This is a genomic window from Methylobacterium currus, from assembly GCF_003058325.1.
Taxonomy (GTDB): Bacteria; Pseudomonadota; Alphaproteobacteria; order Rhizobiales; family Beijerinckiaceae; genus Methylobacterium; species Methylobacterium currus.
Window position 1 is genome coordinate 304,200 of sequence record NZ_CP028844.1, and the last position, 22,487, is coordinate 326,686.

At 71.3% G+C, this 22,487-nt stretch carries 23 protein-coding genes and 1 pseudogene; 7 read left to right on the plus strand and 17 right to left on the minus strand.

The annotated features are described in order from the left end of the window. Positions 1-82: 82 nt before the first annotated feature. From DA075_RS31510 to DA075_RS31540, 7 genes are all read right to left on the minus strand, one after another. A complete protein-coding gene (locus DA075_RS31510; protein ID WP_099957085.1) occupies positions 83-508 on the minus strand; it encodes a DUF2852 domain-containing protein in 426 nt (141 codons plus the stop codon). Positions 509-633: 125 nt separating this feature from the next. Further along, complete coding sequence (locus DA075_RS31515; RefSeq protein WP_099957086.1) at positions 634-1,416, minus strand: molybdate ABC transporter substrate-binding protein; 783 nt, start codon at positions 1,414-1,416, stop codon at positions 634-636. A gap of 68 nt (positions 1,417-1,484) precedes the next feature. Next, positions 1,485-2,339: a hopanoid biosynthesis-associated protein HpnK gene (gene hpnK, locus DA075_RS31520; protein WP_099957559.1), complete on the minus strand. Its 855-nt coding sequence runs from the start codon at positions 2,337-2,339 to the stop codon at positions 1,485-1,487. 116 nt (positions 2,340-2,455) lie between these two features. Then, positions 2,456-3,892: a hopanoid biosynthesis associated radical SAM protein HpnJ gene (gene hpnJ / locus DA075_RS31525; RefSeq protein ID WP_099957560.1), complete on the minus strand. Its 1,437-nt coding sequence runs from the start codon at positions 3,890-3,892 to the stop codon at positions 2,456-2,458. Positions 3,893-3,970: 78 nt separating this feature from the next. Next, positions 3,971-5,155, minus strand: a complete 1,185-nt coding sequence (hpnI, locus tag DA075_RS31530; protein ID WP_099957087.1) for a bacteriohopanetetrol glucosamine biosynthesis glycosyltransferase HpnI — start codon at positions 5,153-5,155, stop codon at positions 3,971-3,973. Positions 5,156-5,275: 120 nt separating this feature from the next. Continuing rightward, positions 5,276-5,944, minus strand: a complete 669-nt coding sequence (locus DA075_RS31535) for an MlaC/ttg2D family ABC transporter substrate-binding protein (protein ID WP_099957088.1) — start codon at positions 5,942-5,944, stop codon at positions 5,276-5,278. A gap of 4 nt (positions 5,945-5,948) precedes the next feature. Beyond that, the gene (locus tag DA075_RS31540) at positions 5,949-7,037 is read right to left on the minus strand and encodes a lysylphosphatidylglycerol synthase domain-containing protein (RefSeq protein ID WP_099957089.1); all 1,089 of its coding nucleotides are present in this window, start codon (positions 7,035-7,037) and stop codon (positions 5,949-5,951) included. Positions 7,038-7,465: 428 nt separating this feature from the next. Between DA075_RS31540 and DA075_RS31545 the strand changes: the two genes are divergently transcribed. From DA075_RS31545 to DA075_RS38705, 3 genes and pseudogenes are all read left to right on the plus strand, one after another. After that, complete coding sequence (locus tag DA075_RS31545) at positions 7,466-8,530, plus strand: amidinotransferase (RefSeq protein WP_414468209.1); 1,065 nt, start codon at positions 7,466-7,468, stop codon at positions 8,528-8,530. Positions 8,531-8,680: 150 nt separating this feature from the next. Next, a pseudogene (locus tag DA075_RS38700) lies at positions 8,681-8,866 on the plus strand (NAD-dependent epimerase/dehydratase family protein); the annotation flags it as partial. Positions 8,867-8,957: 91 nt separating this feature from the next. Further along, positions 8,958-9,320: an NAD(P)H-binding protein gene (locus DA075_RS38705; RefSeq protein WP_420813175.1), complete on the plus strand. Its 363-nt coding sequence runs from the start codon at positions 8,958-8,960 to the stop codon at positions 9,318-9,320. Between the two features lie 513 nt (positions 9,321-9,833). Here the strand turns inward: DA075_RS38705 and DA075_RS31555 are convergent. The 9 genes from DA075_RS31555 to acnA all read right to left on the minus strand — a co-directional run bounded on the left by DA075_RS31555 (position 9,834) and on the right by acnA (position 18,687). Next, positions 9,834-10,709 carry a DUF3313 domain-containing protein gene (locus DA075_RS31555; RefSeq protein ID WP_244936699.1) on the minus strand — a complete coding sequence of 292 codons (876 nt, stop codon included), beginning with the start codon at positions 10,707-10,709 and terminating at the stop codon, positions 9,834-9,836. Between the two features lie 266 nt (positions 10,710-10,975). After that, positions 10,976-11,764, minus strand: coding sequence for an SDR family NAD(P)-dependent oxidoreductase (locus DA075_RS31560; protein ID WP_099957092.1), 789 nt, complete (start codon positions 11,762-11,764; stop codon positions 10,976-10,978). 109 nt (positions 11,765-11,873) lie between these two features. Continuing rightward, entirely contained in the window at positions 11,874-12,080 is a 207-nt protein-coding gene (locus DA075_RS31565; protein ID WP_099957093.1) for a hypothetical protein, read from the minus strand. An 86-nt stretch (positions 12,081-12,166) separates the two neighbouring features. Next, positions 12,167-12,772 (minus strand): glutathione S-transferase, encoded by a 606-nt coding sequence (locus DA075_RS31570; RefSeq protein ID WP_099957094.1) that lies wholly within the window; start codon positions 12,770-12,772, stop codon positions 12,167-12,169. Positions 12,773-12,874: 102 nt separating this feature from the next. Further along, positions 12,875-14,074 (minus strand): alpha/beta hydrolase, encoded by a 1,200-nt coding sequence (locus DA075_RS31575; protein ID WP_099957095.1) that lies wholly within the window; start codon positions 14,072-14,074, stop codon positions 12,875-12,877. A gap of 159 nt (positions 14,075-14,233) precedes the next feature. Continuing rightward, positions 14,234-14,446, minus strand: a complete 213-nt coding sequence (locus tag DA075_RS31580; RefSeq protein WP_099957096.1) for a NepR family anti-sigma factor — start codon at positions 14,444-14,446, stop codon at positions 14,234-14,236. 290 nt (positions 14,447-14,736) lie between these two features. Then, positions 14,737-15,411 (minus strand): metal ABC transporter permease, encoded by a 675-nt coding sequence (locus tag DA075_RS31585; protein WP_099957097.1) that lies wholly within the window; start codon positions 15,409-15,411, stop codon positions 14,737-14,739. A 128-nt stretch (positions 15,412-15,539) separates the two neighbouring features. Next, positions 15,540-15,845 (minus strand): hypothetical protein, encoded by a 306-nt coding sequence (locus tag DA075_RS31590; protein ID WP_099957098.1) that lies wholly within the window; start codon positions 15,843-15,845, stop codon positions 15,540-15,542. A 142-nt stretch (positions 15,846-15,987) separates the two neighbouring features. After that, positions 15,988-18,687 (minus strand): aconitate hydratase AcnA, encoded by a 2,700-nt coding sequence (gene acnA, locus DA075_RS31595; protein WP_099957099.1) that lies wholly within the window; start codon positions 18,685-18,687, stop codon positions 15,988-15,990. Between the two features lie 385 nt (positions 18,688-19,072). Between acnA and ccmA the strand changes: the two genes are divergently transcribed. After that, complete coding sequence (gene ccmA, locus DA075_RS31600) at positions 19,073-19,720, plus strand: heme ABC exporter ATP-binding protein CcmA (protein WP_099957100.1); 648 nt, start codon at positions 19,073-19,075, stop codon at positions 19,718-19,720. Next, on the plus strand, positions 19,720-20,388 hold the full coding sequence (gene ccmB, locus DA075_RS31605; RefSeq protein WP_099957101.1) for a heme exporter protein CcmB: 669 nt from the start codon (positions 19,720-19,722) through the stop codon (positions 20,386-20,388). Before ccmA ends, ccmB begins: the two co-directional genes overlap by 1 nt. Positions 20,389-20,449: 61 nt before the next feature. On the opposite strand, the gene DA075_RS31610 is transcribed toward ccmB, so the two are convergent. After that, positions 20,450-20,830 (minus strand): response regulator, encoded by a 381-nt coding sequence (locus tag DA075_RS31610; RefSeq protein ID WP_099957102.1) that lies wholly within the window; start codon positions 20,828-20,830, stop codon positions 20,450-20,452. Between the two features lie 219 nt (positions 20,831-21,049). Here DA075_RS31610 and DA075_RS31615 point away from each other — a divergent pair, with 219 nt between their 5' ends. Then, a complete protein-coding gene (locus DA075_RS31615) occupies positions 21,050-21,451 on the plus strand; it encodes a hypothetical protein (protein WP_099957103.1) in 402 nt (133 codons plus the stop codon). A gap of 56 nt (positions 21,452-21,507) precedes the next feature. Continuing rightward, the gene (locus DA075_RS31620) at positions 21,508-22,485 is read left to right on the plus strand and encodes a ferredoxin reductase domain-containing protein (RefSeq protein WP_099957104.1); all 978 of its coding nucleotides are present in this window, start codon (positions 21,508-21,510) and stop codon (positions 22,483-22,485) included. Positions 22,486-22,487: the final 2 nt, after the last annotated feature.

A 22,487-nucleotide genomic window follows, 5' to 3' on the forward strand; every position in this document is an offset into this window, starting at 1 on the left:
AGCCCCGCGCAATTCGGTGCGTCAAGCTTAAGGCCGAGGCGCGCCGCTCAACATCGCGGCAGGCTGCCCTCCGGCGAGGCGATCAGAAGTTCGAACCGGCGCGGCGGCGGGCCATGAAGGCGTCGAACTGCTCCCGGTCGCGGGCACGCTTCAGCTCGTCCACGAACTCGGTGAAGGCGCGGCTCTCCTCTTCGAGGCGGCGGCGCTCCTCTTCGAGGCGCTCGATCTCCTTGCGGCGATACTCTTCGAAGGCCCAGTTGCCGCTGTCGTGGCGGGCCGCGCCGAAGCCGGAGAAGCCCGAGAAGCCATTCCGGAAGGACCGCTCGGCGAAGGACTTCATCTCGTTGAGAGCCGGATAACCCATGAGCTTCCACACCACGTAGGCCGCGGCCAACGGCCACGCATAGATGAAACCGATGACGATCGCGCCGATCTCGATCGAGCGGCGTGGGAACGGGCCGTTGCGGCAGGCACGGCCGCTCGACCAGGGGGCTGAGGTATACGACACGTCACGATCTCCCGCAGGATGTGAATGTGAACGACATTTACATGCGGGGTCGCCCGGGCGGTTTCAAGGAGGGCGCGGCGCTTAAAATCGGGCCTGCGGCAACCCGGGCCGCGTCTCGGAGCCGGTCACGGCGGCGCCATGCCCTTCTCCGCCAGGACCGGCGCGGCGCCGGCACCGGCGAGGTTGCGCAGGAGCGCAGCGGCAGCCTCGGCCTCTGCCGCCCCCACCGGGACCATCCCGGCATACACGGTGTCGTTCTGCAACTCCGCCGGGATTGGGCCGACGAGGCGCGCGCCCGCCACGATCAGCAGCTCGCTCGTCTGCTGGAGCGCGAGGTCGGCCTCGCCGGAGACGAGGCGCGAGGCAGCCAGCCCGCCCTGCACCAGGACGAGCTTGTCCTTGAGCCGATCCGCAATGCCGAGGCGCTCGAAGAGCTGCGCGAGGTAGATCCCGCTCGACCCGCCCGAGGCCGGATCGACCATCGCGACGGCCCGCGCCTGGAGCAGCGCCTCGCGAAAGCCTGCCACGGTGGCGATGTCGGGAACCGGCGCTCCGTCACGGACCGCGACGCCGATGCCGACCTTCGCGAGCGGCATCGGCGGCGCACCGGCGAGATGACGGTCTCGGATCAGCGCCTCCAGGCCGTTCGGGGTCAGCACCACGAGGTCGGGGCGCGCACCGTCGCGGATCGCCTGCGCCACCGCTCCGGCGGTGCCGTTGCGGATCGTCACCCTGTGGCCGGTGCGGCGCTCGAAATCCGGCACCAGCGCGGCCGCGATCGGCTTGTAGGCACCGGTGGTGAGAAGCGTGATCTCGGCCGCCCCTGCTGGCGCAACGAGGGCGAGGACGAGGCACGCCGCGCCGCCCGCACGGTGCAGGGCTCGGATCGGGGTCTCGAGGCGGCGCATGCAAAAGGCTCCCGGAGGACGGGCCGCGTGCCCGGCCCCGCCCCGTCGGTAGCCGAGCCGGCGGCGCCTCAGCGAGAGAAATCCGAGAAACCGCCCGTCACGGCACCCGAAGCCGCCAGCGCCGCCCGGCTGCCGGGCGCCACCAGGGCGGCGAGTTCCTGAGCATAGGCGTAGCCCGGCGCCTCGCCGGGGAAGCCGCCATCGGTGGCGGGGTGCAGGTAGAGCTCGGTCAGCCCGTCCGGCAGCTGGCCCAGCAGGGCCTGGACCCGGGCGGGCATCATCGCCCCCGACCAGGCGAGGCCGAGCACGCGGTCGGGGACGAGAAGACCGGCGCGCCGGGCCCGGGCGCGCAGCAGGGCCGACCACGGCGCGGTGTCGAGGGCGAGGCCGGGCGTCGTCCCGGGCTCGGCGCGGCGCAAGGTGTCCCGCGGCTCGCGCGGCACTCGGATCGCCCGCATCCCGTAATCGCGCCCGACCGCCAACACCATCCCGGCGATGATCGGGTGGATGTGGAAGTGCTTGTGCGCGTTGACGTGGTCGAGGGGCAGCCCGGTCGCCCGGAAGGCCTCGAACTGCGCCCGGATCTCGGCCTCGAGCTGGCGCCGGGCGCGGGCCTTCAGTGCCAGGTCGAGACCGAGCCGCGCCTGGTCGGCCCGCATGAGCCCGGCGCCGTCGGTAAGATCGGGCAGCTCCGCCGCCGGCAGGGTCGGCCAGGCCTCGACCAGCACGAGGTGCAGCCCCACCCGCAGGGACGGCATCGCCCGGGCCCGCGCCAGCGCGTCGGCGGCGGCGGGTGCGGAGACCATCAGGCTCGCCGCGGTGAGGATGCCGTGCCGGTGGGCCTGCTCCACCGCTGCGTTGACCTGGGGCGAGAGGCCGAAATCGTCCGAGGTGACGACGAGGCGCTTGCGGGGCGCGGGCATGGTCATGGGCGGCTCAAGTCTCGCGATACGAAAGAGCCTCCCCGTCCGGGCGGACGGAGAGGCTCGCACCCGCTTCAAGGCAGGCGTGTCAGGCGTGAAGGCTCACGCCTCTCGATTCAGGCCGCCTTCTTGGCGACGCCCTGGCGCTCGCGCAGGAAGTGCCAGAACTCGACGCCCTCGCGCAGGCGCCGCTTCATCATGTCGGGTGAGCGCACCATCTCGCTGACGATCGAGGCGATCTTCGGGGCGCGGAAGTAGAACTTCTTGTAGAACTCCTCCACCGAGTTAAAGATCTCGGTGTGGGACAGGTGCGGGTAGTGCAGCGGCGCGATCTGCACGCCATTCTCGTCGACCAGCTCGGCGTTGTCCTTGTCGAGCCAGCCGTTCTCCACCGCCTGCTTGTACAGGAAGGTGCCCGGATAGGGTGCTGCGAGCGAGACCTGGATGGTGTGCGGGTTGATCCGCTTGGCGAAGGCGATCGTCTCCTGGATCGTCTCCTTGGTCTCGCCGGGCAGGCCGAGGATGAAGGTGCCGTGGATGGCGATGCCGAGCTCGTGGCAGTCCTTCGTGAACTTCTCCGCGACCTCGACCCGCATGCCCTTCTTGATGTTGTGCAGGATCTGCTGGTTGCCCGACTCGTAGCCGACCAGCAGCAGGCGCAGGCCGTTCTCCTTCAGAACCTTCAGGGTCTCGCGCGGCACGTTGGCCTTGGCGTTGCACGACCAGGTCACGCCGAGCTTGCCGAGCTCGCGGGCGATCTCTTCCGCGCGCGGCAGGTTGTCGGTGAAGGTGTCGTCGTCGAAGAAGAACTCCTTGGTCTGCGGGAACTCCTTCAGGCAGTACTTGATCTCCTCGATCACGTGCGCGACCGAGCGGGTGCGATAGGTGTGGCCGCCGACCGTCTGCGGCCACAGGCAGAAGGTGCAGCGCGACTTGCAGCCCCGGCCCGAATAGAACGAGATGTAGGGGTGCTTCAGGTAGCCGATGAAGTACTTCTCCATCTGCAGGTCGCGCTTGTAGACCGAGGTCACGAACGGCAGCTGGTCCATGTCGGTCATGATCTCGCGGTCCGGGTTATGGACCACGACACCGTCGGCATCCCGGTAGGAGAGACCCTTGATCTCCGCCATCGGCACGCCCTCGGCGACCTCCTTGACGGTGAAGTCGAACTCGTTGCGGGCGCAAAAATCGACCACCGGCGCCTGGGCCATCGACCCGGCGGCGTCCACCGCCACCTTGGCGCCGATCAGGCCGGCGATCAGCTTGGGGTTGGCCGCCTTCAGCGCCTCGATGGTCTTCACGTCCGACTTGAACGACGGCACCGAGGTGTGCAGCACCACGAGGTCGAAGTCGTTGGCCTGGGCCACGATCTCCGGCAGCTTGATGTCGTGCGGCGGCGCGTCGATCAGCTTGGAGTTCGGCACCAGGGCGGCCGGCTGGGCGAGCCAGGTCGGGTACCAGAACGACTTGATCTCGCGCTTGGCCTGGTAGCGCGAGCCGGCGCCGCCGTCGAAGCCGTCGAAGGTGGGGGCCTGGAGGAAGAGGGTCCGCATCATCGGGTGGATCGTCTCTTGAGGAGAGGAGGCCGCGGATGCGGCCGGTGAGGCCGCCGGGCGGCCCGATGAGGTATTTTAAGTCGAGGGAGCGCCGGACTCGCGGGCGAGGCCGGAATCCGGGATCAGCGTACCGTCCGCAACGACCCGATAATCATGACCTTTCCAAGTCACGGCGCCGGACATGAAGCACCAGGCGAAGCCGGCGAAGGACAGGAGGTCGCGGATCGGCAGCAGCCAGTAGGGGTGCGGCTCGAGGCCGAAGGCCCGCTCGACCCGCATGCACAGCACGATCCGGCAGGCCAGCGCCAGGGCGGCGGTGGCGAGGGTGTAGGCGCCCGAATCGGGCAGGAGCGCCGCGATCAGCGCCAGCGGAAAGGCGTGGGTGACCAGCGTGCCGGCGTAACCCACCGGGTCGACGTTGCGGATGGTGCGGTTCCACCGGGTCTCGTGGCGCCACAGGCCGGAGAGCGAGGTGTCGACGCAAGTGTGCCCGATGGTGAAGTTCGGGATCGCCACGACGCCACCCTGGGCGCGGAGCGCCGCCCCGAGGGTGTAGTCGTCGGCCAGATCGTTGCGGATCGCCTCGAAGCCGCCGATGCGGGCGAGCATCTCGGTGCGGAACGCGATGGTCGAGCCGAAGCACGGATCGGCGAGGCCTAAGCCCGTGCCCATCAGCACGTTCGGCAGGAACTGGGTGTCGATCGCGAGCGCCGAGAGATGGGCCCAGACGCCACGGTTGGCGGGCAGGCCGTGATACAGGCAGGTCACGCCGGACACGCCCGGCTGGCCCAGCTCGGCGACGATGCGCTCGAGATAGTCGGGCGCCACCACCATGTCGCTGTCGGCCAGCACCACCACGTCGTGGGCGATCAGCCCCGCCATGTTGATGAGGTTCGAGACCTTGCGGTTCGAGCCGTGCTGGCGGGCGTCGATCACCAGGTCGATGCGCAGATCAGGGTGCTCGGCCTGGAGCCGGTGCACCACGGCGATCGCCGGATCGGCCGCGTTCTGCACCCCGAAGACCACCTGCATCGCGCCCGCATAGGCCTGGGTGCAGAAGGTGGTGAGGTTCAGGTAGAGGTTCGGCTCGTCGCCGCAGAGCGGCTTGAGCAGGGTCACGGAGGGGCGTGCTGCCCCGGAGGCGAGGCGCGGCACCGGGCGGCGTGCGAGGCGCCCAGCGAGCCAGGCGGTCGTCAGGCCGTAGACGCATCCGGCGAGCGCCAGGACGAGCAACAGGGCGGAGATCCAGGTCCATTCCATGGCGGGCGGCGATCCCTGGGAGAGAGTTGGCCGCACGGAACGCGCGGCGGGTGTGTTGTGGGTTGGGTCTGCGGGTCGGGGCCGGGGGCCGCCGACCGTCGCGGAGCGGCGGCGTCGCGACTACTTGGCGGCCGGGGCCGTGGAAGTCGGGCTCTTGGGCGCCGGCGCCGCCAGCATCGTCTCGGTGGACTTGCGCAGGTGAGCCAGGAGGCCGTCGGGCCCGCCCTCCTGCAGCGGCTCGGTGAAGCCGGTGCGCAGGGTGCCGGCTTCGCTCACCGTGCCCTGGAGGTAGACGTCGGTGATCCGGTTGTCGGTGTTCAGCACGTAATCGACCGGGGAGGTGTCGCCGCTGCCGTCGGTCACCGTGACGTGGACGATGTGGCCGTTGCCGCGGGGCTCGCTCTTCGGGTCGATGGCGAAGGTGCTGCCCGTCGCGGCGCCGAGCCGCGTGGCGTAGGTCGCCGCCAGATAGGGCTCGAAGGCGGCGATCAGGGCCTGCTGCTTCTCGGCCGGGATCTCCTTCCAGCGGGTGCCGACGCCGAGGCGCAGCATCGCCGGGAGGTCGAAATTCGCCTTCATCGGGCCGGACAGGATCTCGGCCCGGGCACGCACGTCGCCGGCCTTGAGCGCGGCCTCGAGGGCGTCGGTCATGCGCCGCACGGTCGCGACGGCCGGGTCGCCCTCCCCGGCCGCCGGGGCGGCGGCCGGGATCTGGGCCAGGGCCGGCAGCGCGGCCACCAGGAGGCCGGCGATCGTCAGGCTGCGCAGGGTCTCGCGTCGGGTCTGCACCAGATCACTCTCCTTTGCCGTCGGCGGGCGCCGCGGCGTAGCCGTAGGCGGGCATCGGCGCCTGCCGCAACGGGGCCGGGCGCGGGCGAAAGCGCGCCCGCAGGGCCGCGCCGATCCCGGCCGCCGCGGAGCGGCCCTGGGCGACGTCGTTCTCCATGGCGTGCCAGAGCATCAGGCTCGGCAGCCCGACCGCGAGGTCGGCGAGGCGCTTGATCAGCGACAGGGCGAGCGCCGCCTCGGCCGGGATGCCGAACACCGCGCAGAGCGCGATCAGGCCGCCCTCCTGGGCGCCGAGCGCGCCCGGCACCGCGAAGGCGGCGCCGCGCACCGCCTGGGCCAGGCTCTCGATCACGATCGCCTCGAGGAAGCCGACCTCGTAGCCCATGAAGCGGAGCGCGATCCAGACCTCGAGGGTGCCGATGATCCAGCCGAACAGATGCGTGCCGATGGCGGTGACAATGCGGCCGCGGGCGGCGTAGAGGCCGCGCAGGCGCTCGAACAGCACGTCGACCGCCCCGAAGATCCGCCACTCGCGCCCGCCGGCGAAGCGGTTGATCGCCGCCTGGAGCAGGCTCTGCCCGAAGCGGCGCTGCACCAGGTAGAAGGCCAGCAGGGCCGGCGCCGCCACCACGAGGCCGAGGCCGACGTAATGCACGATCGGCCCGTCGCCCCCGAGCGCCACCAGGATGCCGAGGCCGGCCAGCGTGAACAGGAACTGGGTCAGCGCCTGGACCATCAGGTCGACGAGGGTGCTGGCGCCCGACAGCGCGCCGGTCACACCCTGGCGCGTGAGCAGCCGGGCGCCGATCAGGTCGCCGCCGACCTGCGCCACCGGGAGGAGCGTGTTGATGCCTTCGCGCACGAAGCGCACGCTGACGCAAGCCCGCAGCAGCGGCCTCTCGCCGCGGGGAAACACCACCCACCAGCCGAGGCCCGCCCAGGCGACGGCCACGAAACGCGCCGCCACGACCAGCAGCGCGCCCCAGCCGGACGCCCACAGGGCTTCCGCGACCGCCTCCGGCCCCGAGGAGACGAACAGGCCGATCACGGTGCACAGGCCGGCGATCAGGCCCAGTGTCGTCAGTCGCTTCATGACCCTCTTTCTGTCGCAGCGGCAGGGGCCCCGGGGGCGCGCCATTCCGGCAACGGAGTCGAAACAAAGCAGCGCCGTTGCATCCCGGCACGTTGCAGCTTTGATGGGCGCTGTCTATCACCGCCCGGACACAGTGCCGGCGAAACCGGCATGCTCCACCGGCGCGGCGGGCCAGCCCAAAGCATTGCCGCCCAAGCAACGCCGCAAGCCTATGTTATGGCGCAGCTTCCTCCCCGCCCCGTTTCGGCCGGCGGGGGCCGGAGCCGCGAAGGGAGGCCGCTCGTGACGGCCGTCAGGGGATGAACAGCATGGATCGGGAGACGACCTTCGAGGCCGAGCGCGGCGCGCTCGACGTTGCAGCCGCACGCGACCTGGCCGCCTTCCAGGATGACGCCCCGGGCCGGGCCCCGGCGCCGCAATCGCCGGTCATGGCCTGGAACGAGTGGGACCCGCTGGAGGAGGTGATCGTCGGCTCGCTCGACGGCGCCACGATCCCGACCCACCACCTGACGGTGATCTTCAACCTGCCGCGGGCCGCCCAGCCGTTCTACCGGCTCGCCTCGGGCTGGAAGTACCCGAAATTCATGAAGAAGCTGGCCCAGCAGGAGCTGGACGGCTTCATCAAGATCCTGGCCGGCGAGGGCGTGAAGATCCGTCGCCCGGATTCGGTCGACTTCTCGAAGAAGTTCCGGGCGCCGCGCTGGTCGTCGCGCGGCTTCTGCGTCGCCTGCCCGCGCGATCCGTACCTGGTGATCGGCGACGAGATCATCGAGAGCCCGATGTGCTGGCGCTCGCGCTACTTCGAGGGCGACGCCTACCGCTCGCTGTTCAAGGAGTACTTCCGGGCCGGCGCGCGATGGACCTCGGCGCCGCGGCCCCAGCTCACCGACGAGCTCTACAACTACGATTACCGGGTGCCGAACCTGAAGGCCGGCGAGCCGATGCAGTTCACGGTCAACGAGTTCGAGCCGGTCTTCGACGCGGCCGACTTCGTGCGCTGCGGCCGAGACCTGTTCGTCACCCGCTCCAACGTGACGAATCTGATGGGCATCGAGTGGCTGCGCCGGCACCTCGGGCCGGGCTTCCGCATCCACGAGATCGAGAGCCGCTGCCCGCAGCCGATGCACATCGACTCGTCGTTCATGCCGCTCGCCCCCGGCAAGGTGCTGGTCAACCCCGACTACATCGACGTCGAAAAGCTGCCGGCGGTGCTCAAGAAATGGGACGTGCTGATCGCGCCCCGCCCCGACCCCGTCGAGGGCTTCATGAGCAAGATCTCGATGTGCTCGCCCTGGACCTCGATCAACGTGCTCGCCATTGACGAGAAGAAGATCGTGGTCGATGCGAGCCAGCCGACCCTGATCAAGGCGCTCAAGGATTGGGGCTTCGACCCGATCCCGACGCCGTTCCTGTCCTACGGTCCGTTCGGCGGCTCGTTCCACTGCGCCACGCTCGACGTGCGCCGGCGCGGCCCGCTGAAGTCCTATTTCTAGGCGAAGACGTCGTGGGGCAGCCTGCCTGGACGGCGGGCTGCCCCACGATCATCGTAACCTCCGGGCGAGACCGTTTCGACGTCGATCTTGCAGCGTGGGCGACCCTTAGGCGAATCGGCGGGGAGCGTCTCACCCGGAGGCCGTCGCCCGATGCCGATCCTGGTACTCGGCGGCTACGGCCTGATCGGCTCCGCCGTGCTCCTCCGCCTGCTCGATGCCGGTCACGCCGTGGTCGCCCTCCGGCGCGACACCGGGTCGGCGAGGCGCCGCTTTCTCGAGGCGACCTGGATCGACCGCGACATCGCGGCCTTGAGCGAGCCCGCCGCGTGGCAGCCGCTGATCGCCGGCTGCGATGCGGTGGTGAACTGCGCGGGCGTGCTGCAGGACTGGACCGCGCGACGACGTGCACGCCGTCCAGGACATCGCCATGCGGGCCCTGTTCCGGGCCTGCGCCGAGGCCGAGATCCGACGGGTCGTGCAGGTCTCCACCGTCGGCGCCGCCCCGGACGCCCGGACCGCCTTCCTGCGCACCAAGGATGCGGCCGATGCCGCCCTGGCGCAAGCAGACCTCGACTGGACGATCCTGCGCCCCGGCCTCGTGCTGGCCCCCACCGCCTATGGGGGAACCGCTCTGCTGCGGGCCGCTCGCCTCCGCGCCGCTCCTCCTCCCCGTGGTCGATGGCGCCGGGCCGATCCAGATTGTGCATGTGGAGGATGTGGCCGAGGCCGTGCGCCTCGCCATCGAGGGGCGAGTGCCGGCGCGAGCAGCCGACGATCTCGTCGAGGATGAGGCGCATCCCTTGAGCGACGTGGTGGCGGCGTTCCGGGCCTGGCTCGGGCATCCGCCGGCCACGATCCTCGCGGTGCCGCTCTTCCTCGTGCGGCCGGGCGTGGCCGTCAGCGACGGTCTCGGCCGGCTCGGCTGGCGCTCGCCCCTGCGCAGCACCGCCCTCGTCCAGGTCACCGAGGGCGTCACCGGCGCGCCGGGCCCTGGCGGCGGGCCGGTACTGACGGGGCTCCGCGCCAGCCTGCGCCGGCCTCCCCTCCACGGTGCAGGAGCGCTGGTTCGGCCGGCTCTGGCTCCTGAAACCGGTCGTCGTCGGCGGCTTGAGCCTGTTCTGGCTCGGCTCGGGCCTCGTCGGGCTCTGGCGGTTCGACGCGGCGGCGGCTGTGCTGACCGACCGCGGCGTCGGGCCGGGCCCCGCCCTCGCGGCGGTGGCGGCCGGCATCCTCCTCGATCTGGCTCTCGGGGCCGCGATTTATGACCGCCAAGCCATCATTGAGCTGAGACGCCCTGCCCTCGCTATCGCCCGGCCGTCGGCCCCTTGTCGGTCCAGTCCGGCGGCAGGCCGAAGGAATCGCCGATGATGCCGTCCACGCCAGGCGCCCGGCCGAAGGCCTGGCAGTCGGGATCGCGGGGCATCTCGCCCAGCATCGTCACGCGGATGCGCTCGTAGGTCGGGATGGTCAGCTCGGACTCGAACGGGTCCTCGCCGGTGGCGAGATACGAGCCGAAATCCTGCCCGAAATCGCCGGCAAGGTCGTAGATGTCGGCGATGGCCGAGAAGCGGGCCTGGTTGGTGAAGGAGTTGGCGCCCCCGGCCCACACCATCGCGGCGCGCTGCTGGCGGCGGGCATCCAGGGCCTCGGCCTCGACCGTGAGGTCGCCGAGCCCGATCGGCAGGCGCGGCACAGGCACCTTGCCGATGGTGTCGGCGAAGCCGACGCCGACCTGCGCGGCGATCGTGATCGCCGCCGAGGCGCCGACGGCGACGCCGGAGGCCGGCACGTTGGTGAGGCCGGCGCGGGTGACGTTCGCCCGCACGGTCAGGTCGGCCGGGCCGGACGAGACCACGTCGTAGCGCAGCGACAGCTCGTAGCAGAGCGCCCGGTCCGCCGCGTTGGAGACGACCCGGCGCTCCTGCTCGGTCACGCCGGGGCCGGACACCGCCGCCGAGAAGGTGGTGGGGATGATGCGGACGGTCCGCACCCGTGACATCGCGGCCTTGTCGATGAAGATCCGCGACTTGGTGGCGGTCGCCTCGCTCGGCGTCAGGTGATCGTAGTTCGTCAGAAGGCCGGTCTGGGTCAGCACCGGCGTGGCGCAGCCCGCGAGCACGGCCAAGGTCGCCACGGCCGCGACGCGGCGGGCGGCCCGCGCGTTCAAGGCAGCCTTCATTGTCGTCCGCATTCGGTCGCTTTCCCGGATGGCGCGAAGCCGCACCCCCGGGAAACCCTGCGAGGATCACTCCCGCGAGGTTTCTGGAGGCCGGCTCCCGGCGGCGCAAGAGCGGCCCCGTCCGGGCCCGCCGCGCCGTTATGCCGGTCAGCCTAACCGTCGCCGCGTGGGCGGGAAAGATGAGCTTGGCCGCGGCGATCGCTTCGGCCCCAGCTGTAACGCTTCCGCCACATTGTTTCCGGCGGGCCGTGCCCCGATCGGGCCGTTCAGGCCAGGGCCACCATGCTGCAGCTCTGGCCGCCATCCACCGGCAGGCATACGCCGGTGATGAACCGGGCCTCGTCCGAGGCCAGGAAGACCGCCGCATGGGCGATGTCCCAGGCCTCGCCGAGGCGGCCGAGCGGCACCCGGCGGTCACGGCCCGCATCCGGGGTGCCGGCGCCGCGGCACTCGTCGGCGAGGGTGGTGTCGAGCAGCCCCGGCAGGATCGCGTTGGCCCGGATGCCGTCGCGGGCATACTGCATCGCCACCGAGATCGTGGCCTGGTTCACCGCCGCCTTGGCGGCCGCGTAGGCGAACGCCGGGGTGCCGGTCCAGCGCCGGGAGGCGACCGACGAGATGTTGACCACCGCACCGGACCGCCGCGCCCGCATCCCCGGCAGCACCGCCTTGCAGGTGCGCCAGACGCCGCCGACATTGACCTCGATCGCCCGGCGCCAGGTTTCCTCGTCGAGGTCCTCGGGGCCGCCGGCCTCCGGCAGGCCGACATTGTTGTGCAGGATGTCGATGCGGCCGAAGCGGGCTTCCCCGGTCGCCACCGCCCTCGCCACCGCGTCGTAATCGGTGACGTCGGCGCAGAGGGCCTCGGCCTCGTTGCCCTCCTCGGCGATGAGCTGCGCCGTCTCCTCCGCGGCGGCGAAGCCGCGGTCGACGCAGATCACCCGGGCGCCCTCCCGGGCGAAGGCCACCGCCACGGCCTTGCCGTTGCCCCAGCCGGTGCCGGCGGAGCCCGCACCGAACACGATCGCGGTCTTCTTCAGCAGGCGTGTCGACATGGCCCGAGCCTCCGTGCTCGACGGAGACTCGCGACAAAGACCGGCTCCGCGCAACGGGCGGTGAAGCAGGGCGGCTAGGAACCGCCCGCATGGATGGCCGTCGCCCGGGTCAGGCCCGAGCCGATCCCGCCCCCCTGGCGAAGCGCCAGGCGACGACCGCCACCGCCAGGGCGAGGCAGACCTGAGCGAGGTTTCCCTCGCCCAGATGGGCGTGGCCGAGATCGAGCCGCACGGCGAGGCGCACGGCGAGGCCGGCGGCCCAGTAGCCGAGGCAAAAGGTCAGGGCGGCGAGGAGGAGCGCGACAAAGTCGTTCATCGGAGTGACGATCTTGGGCGAGAAAACCCGCGGGCGGAGCGGGTCCGACGCAGCAAGAGCCGCGCCAAATCACCGGGATCCGGTCCTCACTCCGGCCGGGTCGCCTGCATCGACGGGCGCTCACCGAACCGCGCGTACCACGACGCCGCCGCCGGGGCGCGCTCGCGCCAACCCAGATCGGGCAGGCGCAGGTCGAGGTAGCCCAGGGCGCAGCCATACGTGATGGTGGCGATGTCGATCCGCTCGCCGAGGCCTGGCGCCGCCGCCTCGATCTGCGCCAGCGCATCGACGATCTTCTCCCGCTGGCCGGCGACCCAGGCCGGCGAGCGCTCGCTCTCCTGCCGCACCCGGGTCTCGTAGACGCAGAGCAAAGCCGCATCGAGCAGGCCGTCGCCGGTCGATTGCGCAGTGAGCGCAGCCCAGCGCGCGGGGCCGGGCGCCGGGAAGACACCGCCCTGCCCGACATGGTCGAGATACTCGCAGATCACCCGGCTGTCGGCGAGCATCGTGCCGTCGTCGAGGATCAAGGTCGGCACTTGAGCGAGCGGATTCTGCGTCCGGATGGTCGCGTCGCGGTTGATCGGGTGGGCCGCGGCCGCAAGCAGCTCCAGACGCTCGAACAACCCGAGTTCGTGGGCGACGACCAGCACCTTGCGGACGAAGGGCGAGGTCTTGGCGTAGAAGAGCTTCATCGAATTCCTCATACTTTTTATTATGGGTAATCGTACCAACGACCTCAGGATGAGATGAAACCGCGGCTGGGATGATTTGCGATCACCAATCCGTGCGCCCGATCACTGCCCTCGCCCGGGCATCGGCTTGGCGGCGGGCTTCGTCGGCACCGGCGCCGGCGCACCCACCGCCGCGGGCTTGGGCGGGGCCGGCGGGCGCGGGGTCTCGACGCTGAGGCGGCGCACCGGCCAGCCGTCGCTCCAGCGTTCCATGTCGATGAAGCGCGGGTTGCCCTTCAGGCTCGCGGCGCTCTGGCCCGAGAAGGCGGCGGCCGCCGCCATGTCGAAGGTCTTCCAGAAGGCAAGATAATCGAGGCTGTCGGTGCCGGCGCCGTTGATCTGCCCGACCAGCACGGTCTGCTCGCCGGTGAGGGTCATGTCGGCCGACCACTTGAACGGCGCCGGCTTCTGCTTCGGATCGGGGGTCGGCAGCTTCAGCTGGCCTAAGTCGTAGGCCGGGTTGGTGCCGGCGGGCGCGGCCAGGGTGGCGGAAAGCGCCGGGAAGCCGTGATCGTCGGAGAGGGCGCGGACCATCAGCTTGTGGTCGGTCGGCACGGCGCTCGCCTCCCGCATCACGCGCCGGGCGGCGATGTCGGCGGCGCGGGCGTCCCGGTCGCCGATCACCGTGACGATCAGCGTGGCGGGGTCGATATTGTTGAGGTCGTGCAGGGCGATGCCCCGGGCCTTGTCGTCCCGGGCGATGCCGCCCGGCATGGCGCCGAAGATCAGCCGCGGCACCGGCAGGCCGGTCTCCTTGGCGTGAGCCGCGAGGTTCGCCGCCAACGGCACGCCGGCGAGGTGGCCGATCAGCGCCACCCGGCCCAGGTCGGGCTTGGCCTCCTGGTCGCCGGCGAGCTCGGCCAGGGCGTCCTTGACCAGGGTCGCGGCGATGCCGCTCGCATCGACCGGCCGGGTCCGCCCCACCTCCTGGAACCGCGGGAACAGCACGAGGGTGCCTGAGCGCGCGAGATGCTCGATCCAGGCGCCGTAGGCCTGTGGATTCACCGCGCCCCAGGCATGCAGCATCACCGCGACCGGCCGTCCTTCGGCCGGGGCCGCGCCGTTGCCGTAATAGGCGAGCGTCACCGCGCCGGCCCGGCCCAGGACCCGCTTCACCACGCTCGCGGCGGCGTAGGCCTGGCCTCCCGGCCCCTCCTTCGGCTGGGCGGGCGGCGTGGCGGCCCCCGCGCCGGGCGCGCCGCCGAGCACCGCGAGGGCGAGGGCGAGCGGAAGGGCGAGGCGGATGCGGGAGAGCGAGGGCATGAGGCTGGGGGGCTGGCGGCTTGGGAGGCGCACCCCACACTGTTTCGCGCCCGCACTCAAGGCGTGATCGCACCGGAGCGTTACCGTTCTGGGGTTTGTCGCTTCCGCGGTACAGTCACGTCCTGGTTTCCGGGAGCACAGACGGAGTCCGGACAGGGTCTAGCCAGCCCGCTCCGGCTCATCTCCCAGCACGGCGTGCAGCCGGCCGATCAGGGTGTCGAGTTCCTGCGGGACCGGCTCGTCGGTCACGTCGGTGTACATGGATCGCAAGTCCTGCCCGAGCTTGGCGAGCAGCAGCGCATCGGCGAAGGACGACGCGGTCGCGTGCGTCTGGCCGTAGCTCGCAGCGTGATTGCTCGGGATCATCTTCATGGCGCGATTACGGGAACGGGGGTCCCGGCTCCGTCAAGAAACGAGGGGTGAGGTCTGCGGCGCTGATCGGCGTCCACGGCGTGATGACTTGCGATCGATGTCTTGTGCCGGAGGGCCGGCTCGCCATGATCAACGCGCTTCCTGGGGGGCAGTTGCGCCCGATTTTCGGGCAGACATCCGAAACGAAGGCGGCCCCGAGGATATCCACTCGGGGCCGCTGCCGATCTCGTCTCGTTTCCCGCGCGTGACTCCACGTTAAGTCCGGCCGCGGGACGCGATCCGGCCTTGCCCTACATCGGCGGCGTCAGGCCATCCTTGCCGACCGAGATGCTGCGCGCCTCGAGCCGGTCCCCGTCCCGGACGGCCGAGGCGAAGACCTTGGCGCCCGGCACCAGCACCGCCCGGTCGGCCGGCTCCAGCATCACGACCGGCGTGCCCGGCGGCACCGCGACCGCCAGGCTCTGGCCCTTGTACGAGACCGTGAGGGTGCGGCCGCCGCTCCCGCCGACGGCGCCCGCGACGGTGCCGTTGGTCATGCTGGTCTCGACCTCGGGGGCCTTAACCGTGCCGTTGGTCATGCTGGTCTCGACCGGGCCGCTGCCGGCGCCGTCGGGCAGCCGGTCCCACGGATAGTGGCCCTCCCCGGCGCCGCGCAGCGCCTCGGGGAAGATCAGCACTTCGAGGGCGACCGGCGGATCGCCGGGCTTGGTCCCGGCCTTGGCGGCGGTGCCGATGAAGCTGCCGTCCTTGACCTGGTCGAGGCTCGCGGGTGCGAGCTGCGCCACCCGCGTGCCGGCGCCGAGCCGGATCGTCTCCGTCGCGCCGGCACGGGTGCGGATGATGACGGCGTCCGCCTCGACGCGCTCGATCGTGCCGCGCAGGCGCTCGACCTGCGGTGCGGCGAAGGCGACGGCGCTCGCCGCGACGGTGAAGCCGGCGGCCGCGATCGTCCTGAGAATGGTCATGAGAACTCCGGGGACTCGAGCTCCGACATGGAGGGAGCCCCGGCTGTTATGGTTCGCCCCTCCGGTGCCGGCCATCGTCTCGCGCACACGTGATCAGGCGGGCCTGGGACCGCACGAGGCCTGCGGGCTCACGCGTCCTCGTCCTCCTCCGGCTCCAGGGTCGCCTTGACGGTGTCGAGCACCCGCCGGGCAAGGTCGGAATCCGGATCCTCGCGGGTCAGCGCGTCCTCGAGCATGGCGAGGAAGCCGCTGAGCTGGTGGCGGTAATGGTCGGAATCGACCCCGCGCAGGATGCCGGCGACGAAGCGCACCGCCATCTGCAAGGCCACCTGCTTGGCGGCGACATCCGACTGCGCCTCGGAGAGCCGGGCGATCATCTCGCCGTGGCGGGCCGAGAGCGTGGTCAGGCCGTTGATCTTGTCGTCCGGGCTCATCGCGCGTCTCCCGAGAAGCGACGGGGGCCCTTCCCGCCGGAAAGGCCCCCGTCGTGGTGGCGGTCCCCGGGGACCCTGTCACGGGCTCCCGGGTCTTCGGAACCTCTCCCTCCGGCGTCATCCGAGGGGAGAGGACCAATCCTTACGCCGCGAGCTGGCGCAGGACGTAGGGCAGGATGCCGCCGTTGCGGAAGTATTCCAGCTCGTCGAGCGTATCGATGCGGCAGGTCAGCGGGACCTCCTTCACCGAGCCGTCCGCCGAGGTGATCTTGGCGGTGAGCGTCTGGCGCGGCTTGAGCTCGCCGGCCAGGCCCTCGATCGTCACGGTCTCGTCGCCCTTCAGGCCGAGCGAGGCCCAGGACGTGTCGCCCTGGAACACCAGCGGCACCACGCCCATGCCGACCAGGTTCGAGCGGTGGATGCGCTCGAAGCTCTCGGCGATCACGGCCCGAACGCCGAGCAGCTTGGTGCCCTTCGCCGCCCAATCGCGCGACGAGCCGGTGCCGTACTCCTTGCCGGCGAACACCACCAGCGGGGTGCCCTCCTGCTCGTAGCGCATCGCCGCGTCATAGATGAACATCCGCTCGCCCGACGGCTGGTAGAGGGTGTAGCCGCCCTCGACCACGTTGCCGGACTCGTCCGTCACCATCTGGTTCTTGATGCGGATGTTGGCGAAGGTGCCCCGCATCATGACTTCATGGTTGCCGCGGCGGGTGCCGTACTGGTTGAAGTCCTGCACGCGGACCTGGTGGTCCTGCAGGTACTTGCCGGCCGGCGAGGCCGCCCGGATGTTGCCGGCCGGGGAGATGTGGTCGGTGGTGATCGAGTCCAGGAACAGGCCGAGGATGCGGGCATTGACCACGTCCTCCACCGGCTTCGGGGTCTTCTCCATCCCGACGAAGTAGGGCGGGTTCTGGACGTAGGTCGAGCCGCCGTTCCACGCGAAGGTCTCGGCCTCGGTGACCTCGACGTCCTTCCAGTTCTGGTCGCCGCCGAACACGTCGGCGTAGCGCGACTTGAACAGGGCCGAGGTGATGTTGGCCTCGATGAACTCCTGCACCTCGGCGGTCGAGGGCCAGATGTCCTTCAGGTAGACGGGCTTTCCGTCCGAACCGGTGCCGAGCGGCTCGGTGGTGATGTCGATCTGCATCGAGCCGGCGAGCGCATAGGCGACGACGAGCGGCGGCGAGGCGAGGTAGTTCGCCCGCACGTCGGGATTCACCCGGCCCTCGAAGTTGCGGTTGCCCGAGAGCACCGCGGCGGCCACCACGTCGTTGTCGTTGATCGCCTTCGAGATCGGCGCCGGCAGCGGGCCGGAATTGCCGATGCAGGTGGTGCAGCCGAAGCCGACGAGGTTGAAGCCGAGCGCGTCGAGGCTCGATTGCAGGCCGGCCTTCTCCAGGTACTCGGCCACCACCTGCGAGCCGGGCGCGAGCGAGGTCTTCACCCACGGCTTCGAGCGCAGGCCCTTGGCGACGGCGTTGCGGGCGAGCAGCCCCGCCCCGATCATCACGCTCGGGTTCGAGGTGTTGGTGCAGGACGTGATCGCGGCGATCACCACGTCGCCATGGCCGATGTCGAAGTTGGCGCCCTCGACGGGGTAGCGCTTGGCGATGTCGGCCGCCTTCTTGAACTCGGTCTCCATCGACTGGGCGAAGCCGGGCTTGGCACCGTCGAGAAGCACCCGGTCCTGGGGACGCTTCGGGCCGGCGAGCGAGGGCCTCACGTCGCCCATGTCGAGCTCGAGCGTGTCGGTGAAGACCGGGTCCGGGGTCTTCGCATCGCGCCACATGCCCTGCGCCTTGGCATAGGCCTCGACGAGCGCGATACGATCGTCCGCGCGGCCCGTGACCTTCAGGAAGTCGATGGTCTTCTGATCGACCGGGAAGAAGCCGCAGGTCGCGCCGTATTCGGGCGCCATGTTGGAGATCGTGGCGCGGTCGGCGACCGACATGTCGTCGAGGCCGGGGCCGTAGAACTCCACGAACTTGCCGACCACGCCCTTCTTGCGCAGCATCTGGGTAACGGTGAGCACGAGGTCGGTGGCGGTGGTGCCCTCGGGCAGCTTGCCCGACAGCTTGAAGCCGACGACCTCGGGGATCAGCATCGACAGCGGCTGGCCGAGCATCGCGGCCTCGGCCTCGATGCCGCCGACGCCCCAGCCCAGCACCGCGAGGCCGTTGACCATCGTGGTGTGCGAGTCGGTGCCGACGAGCGAGTCCGGATAGGCGACCTCGGAGCCCTCGAAGGGCTTGGTCCAGACGGTCTGCGACAGGTACTCGAGGTTGACCTGATGGCAGATGCCGGTGCCCGGGGGCACGACCGAGAAGTTGTCGAAGGCCGACTGCCCCCACTTCAGGAAGGTGTAGCGCTCGCCGTTGCGCTCGTATTCGAGCGCGACGTTGTCGGCGAGCGCCTTCGGGGTGCCGAACTCGTCGACGATGACCGAGTGGTCGATGACGAGATCGACCGGTACGAGCGGGTTGATCTTCTGCGGATCGCCGCCGAGCGCCACCATGGCGTCGCGCATCGCGGCCAGGTCGACCACCGCCGGCACGCCGGTGAAGTCCTGCATCAGCACGCGGGCGGGGCGGAAGGCGATCTCGACCTCGGTCTTGCCGCGGTTCTCGAGCCAGCCGACCACGGCCTCGATGTCGGCCTTGCGGACCGACCGGTTGTCCTCGTAGCGGAGCAGGTTCTCGAGCAGCACCTTCATCGAGAAGGGCAGGCGGCTCGCATCCGGCAGGCCGTTCGTCTCGGCCGCGGGGATGGAATAGATGGTGTAGGTTTTTCCGCCGGCCTGAAGCGTCTGGCGGGCCTTGAAGCTGTCGATCGATGCCACGGCGTGGTCCTCGCGAGGGGTTGTCGAACACGGCGCAGGCAGGACCTGCGCCACACCTAAGTGTTCGGCCGGATGCGCTGCGGGCTCGGCCCTGGCTGACGCAGGGAAGACCCGTGTGCCGCCCGCCCTCGCCTGCCGGCGGGAATCGGACGGTGCGCGCGCCGCCCCGGGGGTGCCCGGACTGGGATGCGCGAAGGACGGTTTGGACGCCTCTGAAGGTCGCGCGGCGCAGCCGGGGATGCGTATAGAACACTTCGAAACTGGCCGCTACGGGTCTGGTGGCCGCGCAATCGCGCATTCTCGGCGGCGCGCGCATAGCGTAAACGCGGCCGTTGCCCGCCCCCGGAGATTCCATCCGGAGATCCCCATCCTTGGACACCCGCCCTTGCGCCTGATCGCCGAGAACCTCGCCTGCCGGCGCTCCGGCCGCCGCGTCTTCGCCGGGCTCTCCTTCACCCTCGAGGCCGGCGAGGCGCTGACCGTGACCGGTCGCAACGGCGCCGGCAAATCGTCGCTGCTCGCCATCCTCGCCGGGCGACTGCGGCCCGAGGCCGGGCGGCTCGTCGCCGAGGGCGTGGGCGAGCGCACCATCCCCGAATGCCTTCACGTCGTCGGCCATCGCGACGGGCTCAAAGGGGCGCTCACGGCGCAAGAGAACCTGGTCTTCGCCCGCGACCTGCTCGGCGAGGCCGATCTCGACCCGCGCGCCGCGCTCGCCCGCCTCGGCCTCGCCCATGCGGCGGCGCTGCCGGTCGCCTACCTGTCGGCCGGCCAGCGCCGGCGGGTGGCGCTCGCCCGGCTCCTCGTCTGCCGCCGGCCGCTCTGGCTCCTCGACGAGCCGACCGCCGCCCTCGACGTGGCCTCGCAGGGGGCCCTCGCCGGGCTGATGCGGGGGCATCTGGCGGAAGGCGGCCTCGTCATCGCGGCCACCCACCAGGCGCTCGGCCTCGAGAGCGCCCGCGAACTCTCGGTCGAGGCGTTCCGCGCCGCCCGGTCCGACGCCGCGGCCGACCCCTTCGCGGAGGCGTTCTGATGGGCCGCGCCTTTCTGGCCGTGGTCGCCCGCGACCTGCGCCTCGCCGGCCGCATCGGCGGCTCCGGGGCGCTGTCCCTGGTGTTCTTCCTGATGATCGTCGCCCTGGTGCCGTTCGGCCTCGGGCCCGACCTCAACCTGCTCGCCCGGATCGGCCCCGGCATCCTGTGGATCGCCGCCGTGCTGGCGACGCTGATCGGCCTCGACCGCCTGTTTCAGGCCGACGAGGAAGACGGCTCCCTCGATCTCCTCACCGGCGCCCCCGCCCCGCTGGAGCTCCTGGTTCTCGCCAAGGTCACGGCGCACTGGCTCACCACCGGCCTGCCGCTGGCGCTGGCCACCCCCTTATTCGGGCTCCTCGTGGCCCTGAGCCCCACCGGGATGGCGGCGACCAGCCTGACGCTCCTCGTCGGCACCCCGGCCTTGACCTTCATCGGGGCCGTCGGGGCGGCGCTGACCGCCTCGATCCGCCGCGGCGGCCTGATCCTTGCCGTGGTGGTGCTGCCCCTGATGGTGCCGACCCTGATCTTCGGCGTCTCGGCGGCGGAAGCGGCCGTCAGTGGCACGGTGCCGTTCACGACGCCGCTGGCGATCCTCGCCGCGCTCAGCCTCGCGGCGGGCGTGGTCGGCACGCTGGCGGCGGCGGCGGCTCTGCGGTGGGGGGAGTAGGGCTTCGGCTGCCGGGACGAGGGCGGCGGCCGGTGATCCGCCGCCCGCGCGGGTGCGCCCGCTAGACCCGGCTCTCGCCCACCGGCTCGGGGCAGAGCGCGCCCAGCGCCTCGACCAGGCGATCGGGATTGAGGGGCTTCCTCAGGATCGGCAGGTCCGGCCACATCAGCCGCATCGCGCGCGGCAGCACGCCGCCGGTGCAGATCAGGACCGGCACGCCCTTGCCGATTAGGCATTCGGCCGTGGGCGTCGCCTCGCCGTCGGCGAGGTTGAGGTCGAGGATCGCGACGTCGATCTCCTCCAGGTCGATCAGCGCCAGGGCCTCGCGGTTGGTGCGGGCCGGGCCGACGGCGTGGGCGTTCGAACCGGTGACGATCTCGGTCAGTTCCAGGGCGACCAGCGCCTCGTCCTCGACGATCAGCACCCGTCGTCCATCCAGCATCGTGATCTCCGTGGGTTCCGGGGCGGGCGAATCAGCGTCCGCTCCGGGTCGCGGACCGAGAGTGTGTCGCCGGCTTCCCCCGGTCAATCGCGCGAATGCGAGCGTAGCGTTTAAACGCTCCTTAACCATGCCGACAGCATCGTCAGCCTGGCCGTGACCGGATGCGGCGCACCCGAGGGTGCGGTCCGGACGGCCGGCACGAGGCGCGGAGAGGCACCGATGGGCGAGGCGGCGATTGACATCTCGGGCCAGGAGCGGAGCGGCCCGGATCTCAAGGAGCGGAGCGGCCCGAACCTCGACGGGCGGACCGGCCCGGATTTCGATCTGGTGCGGCGCCTGCTCCTCCCGCCCGGCTGGCTCGGGCCCCGGCCCTACCGGCTGCCCCCGCCCGACGAGGAGGAGATGGAGGAGATCGACGATCTCGTCGCCCACCTCGAGGCCGAGAACAAGGTGATGAAGGCCGTGCTGCGCTCCGAGCGGGAGGCCGCGGCGGAGCTGCGCGCCCAGGTCGCGGCGCTCACGATCCAGCAAGCGCAAGGCGAGGATACGCAGGAGGACCTGCGCGCCGACCGCGACCGCTGGGCTTCCCTGGTCGAGCGCCTGCTGTTCGCGCCGCGCTGACGCGTGGCGCTCTCCTCGTCCCATCACACTGCCCGATCAGTCGCACGGAGACGGCCATGAGCCCCCGCTGCTCGCTCGTCGTCAACGGCCAGCCCGTCCGTGTGGCGACCGGCGACACGCCCCTCGACGCCGCCTTGCCCCGGACGGTCGCCGCCGGCCGCGACGGCGTGATCCAGGATTCCGCGCTGGAGGCGCTGCCGCGCCTGCGCAACACCAGCCGCGCTCGGCCCCGCCTCGGCGACGGCGCCGCCACCCGGCCGGGGCCCGCCCCCTCGCCCCTCGCGGTCCTGCGCACGGCCAAGCGCGCCGGCACGCTCCTCTCCGCCACCCCGCTCTCGGGGGCGGTGATGGAGGTCGTGGTCACGGTCTCGCGCGCCCTCGACGTGGCCCCCGGCCAGGCCGTGGAGGTCGCCTTCGCGGGGCTGCCTGCCCGGCCCTACTGCCCGACCCAGCGCATCGACGGCAACACCGAGCTCAACGAGCTCGTCTTCCACCTGCGACGCGACCGCGGCGCCCTCGGGCCCGCCTTCGGCGAGGCGGTGCATCCCGGCCACGCCGTGCGGATCAAGGGACCGGCGGGCGGCACGCCCTACCGCCCCGGCCCCGGGCGCCTCGTGCTAGTCGCGGCCGAGACCGGCTTCGCGCCGATCTGGGCCATCGCCCGGGCGGCGCGTCACCTGGAGACCGGCCGCGAGATGGTGGTGGTGGCGGGCGCGGCCGACGCCGACGACCTCTACATGCGCCCCGGCCTCGACTGGCTGCGCAGCACCGGCGTACAGCAGATCACGCTGGCGGCGAGCCGCGACCGCCGCGGCCGGCCGGATGTACGCCACGGCCCGGTCACCGCCCACCTGCCGACCTTGCGCGGCAGCGACACCGTCCACGTCGCCGGCCCGCCGGACATCGTGCGGGCGGTGGAGCGGCTCTGCGACAGCGTCGGGGCGTCCTGCGCCGCCCTGCCCTTCCTGCCGTCGCGCAGCCGCGCCCGGAGCCTCGTCACCCCGGGGGATACGGGCGCGCAGTTCGGGTTGTAATG

Excerpts from the sequence above, each read along its gene's own strand:
- DA075_RS31515 (WP_099957086.1), bottom strand. The coding sequence starts at position 1,416 with ATGCGCCGCCTCGAGACCCCGATCCGAGCCCTGCACCGTGCGGGCGGC.
- hpnK (WP_099957559.1), bottom strand. The coding sequence starts at position 2,339 with ATGCCCGCGCCCCGCAAGCGCCTCGTCGTCACCTCGGACGATTTCGGC.
- hpnJ (WP_099957560.1), bottom strand. The coding sequence starts at position 3,892 with ATGCGGACCCTCTTCCTCCAGGCCCCCACCTTCGACGGCTTCGACGGC.
- hpnI (WP_099957087.1), bottom strand. The coding sequence starts at position 5,155 with ATGGAATGGACCTGGATCTCCGCCCTGTTGCTCGTCCTGGCGCTCGCC.
- DA075_RS31540 (WP_099957089.1), bottom strand. The coding sequence starts at position 7,037 with ATGAAGCGACTGACGACACTGGGCCTGATCGCCGGCCTGTGCACCGTG.
- DA075_RS31545 (WP_414468209.1), top strand. The coding sequence starts at position 7,466 with ATGGCCTGGAACGAGTGGGACCCGCTGGAGGAGGTGATCGTCGGCTCG.
- DA075_RS38705 (WP_420813175.1), top strand. The coding sequence starts at position 8,958 with ATGCGGGCCCTGTTCCGGGCCTGCGCCGAGGCCGAGATCCGACGGGTC.
- DA075_RS31555 (WP_244936699.1), bottom strand. The coding sequence starts at position 10,709 with ATGAAGGCTGCCTTGAACGCGCGGGCCGCCCGCCGCGTCGCGGCCGTG.
- DA075_RS31560 (WP_099957092.1), bottom strand. The coding sequence starts at position 11,764 with ATGTCGACACGCCTGCTGAAGAAGACCGCGATCGTGTTCGGTGCGGGC.
- DA075_RS31565 (WP_099957093.1), bottom strand. The coding sequence starts at position 12,080 with ATGAACGACTTTGTCGCGCTCCTCCTCGCCGCCCTGACCTTTTGCCTC.
- DA075_RS31570 (WP_099957094.1), bottom strand. The coding sequence starts at position 12,772 with ATGAAGCTCTTCTACGCCAAGACCTCGCCCTTCGTCCGCAAGGTGCTG.
- DA075_RS31575 (WP_099957095.1), bottom strand. The coding sequence starts at position 14,074 with ATGCCCTCGCTCTCCCGCATCCGCCTCGCCCTTCCGCTCGCCCTCGCC.
- DA075_RS31580 (WP_099957096.1), bottom strand. The coding sequence starts at position 14,446 with ATGAAGATGATCCCGAGCAATCACGCTGCGAGCTACGGCCAGACGCAC.
- DA075_RS31585 (WP_099957097.1), bottom strand. The coding sequence starts at position 15,411 with ATGACCATTCTCAGGACGATCGCGGCCGCCGGCTTCACCGTCGCGGCG.
- DA075_RS31590 (WP_099957098.1), bottom strand. The coding sequence starts at position 15,845 with ATGAGCCCGGACGACAAGATCAACGGCCTGACCACGCTCTCGGCCCGC.
- ccmB (WP_099957101.1), top strand. The coding sequence starts at position 19,720 with ATGGGCCGCGCCTTTCTGGCCGTGGTCGCCCGCGACCTGCGCCTCGCC.
- DA075_RS31610 (WP_099957102.1), bottom strand. The coding sequence starts at position 20,830 with ATGCTGGATGGACGACGGGTGCTGATCGTCGAGGACGAGGCGCTGGTC.
- DA075_RS31615 (WP_099957103.1), top strand. The coding sequence starts at position 21,050 with ATGGGCGAGGCGGCGATTGACATCTCGGGCCAGGAGCGGAGCGGCCCG.
- DA075_RS31620 (WP_099957104.1), top strand. The coding sequence starts at position 21,508 with ATGAGCCCCCGCTGCTCGCTCGTCGTCAACGGCCAGCCCGTCCGTGTG.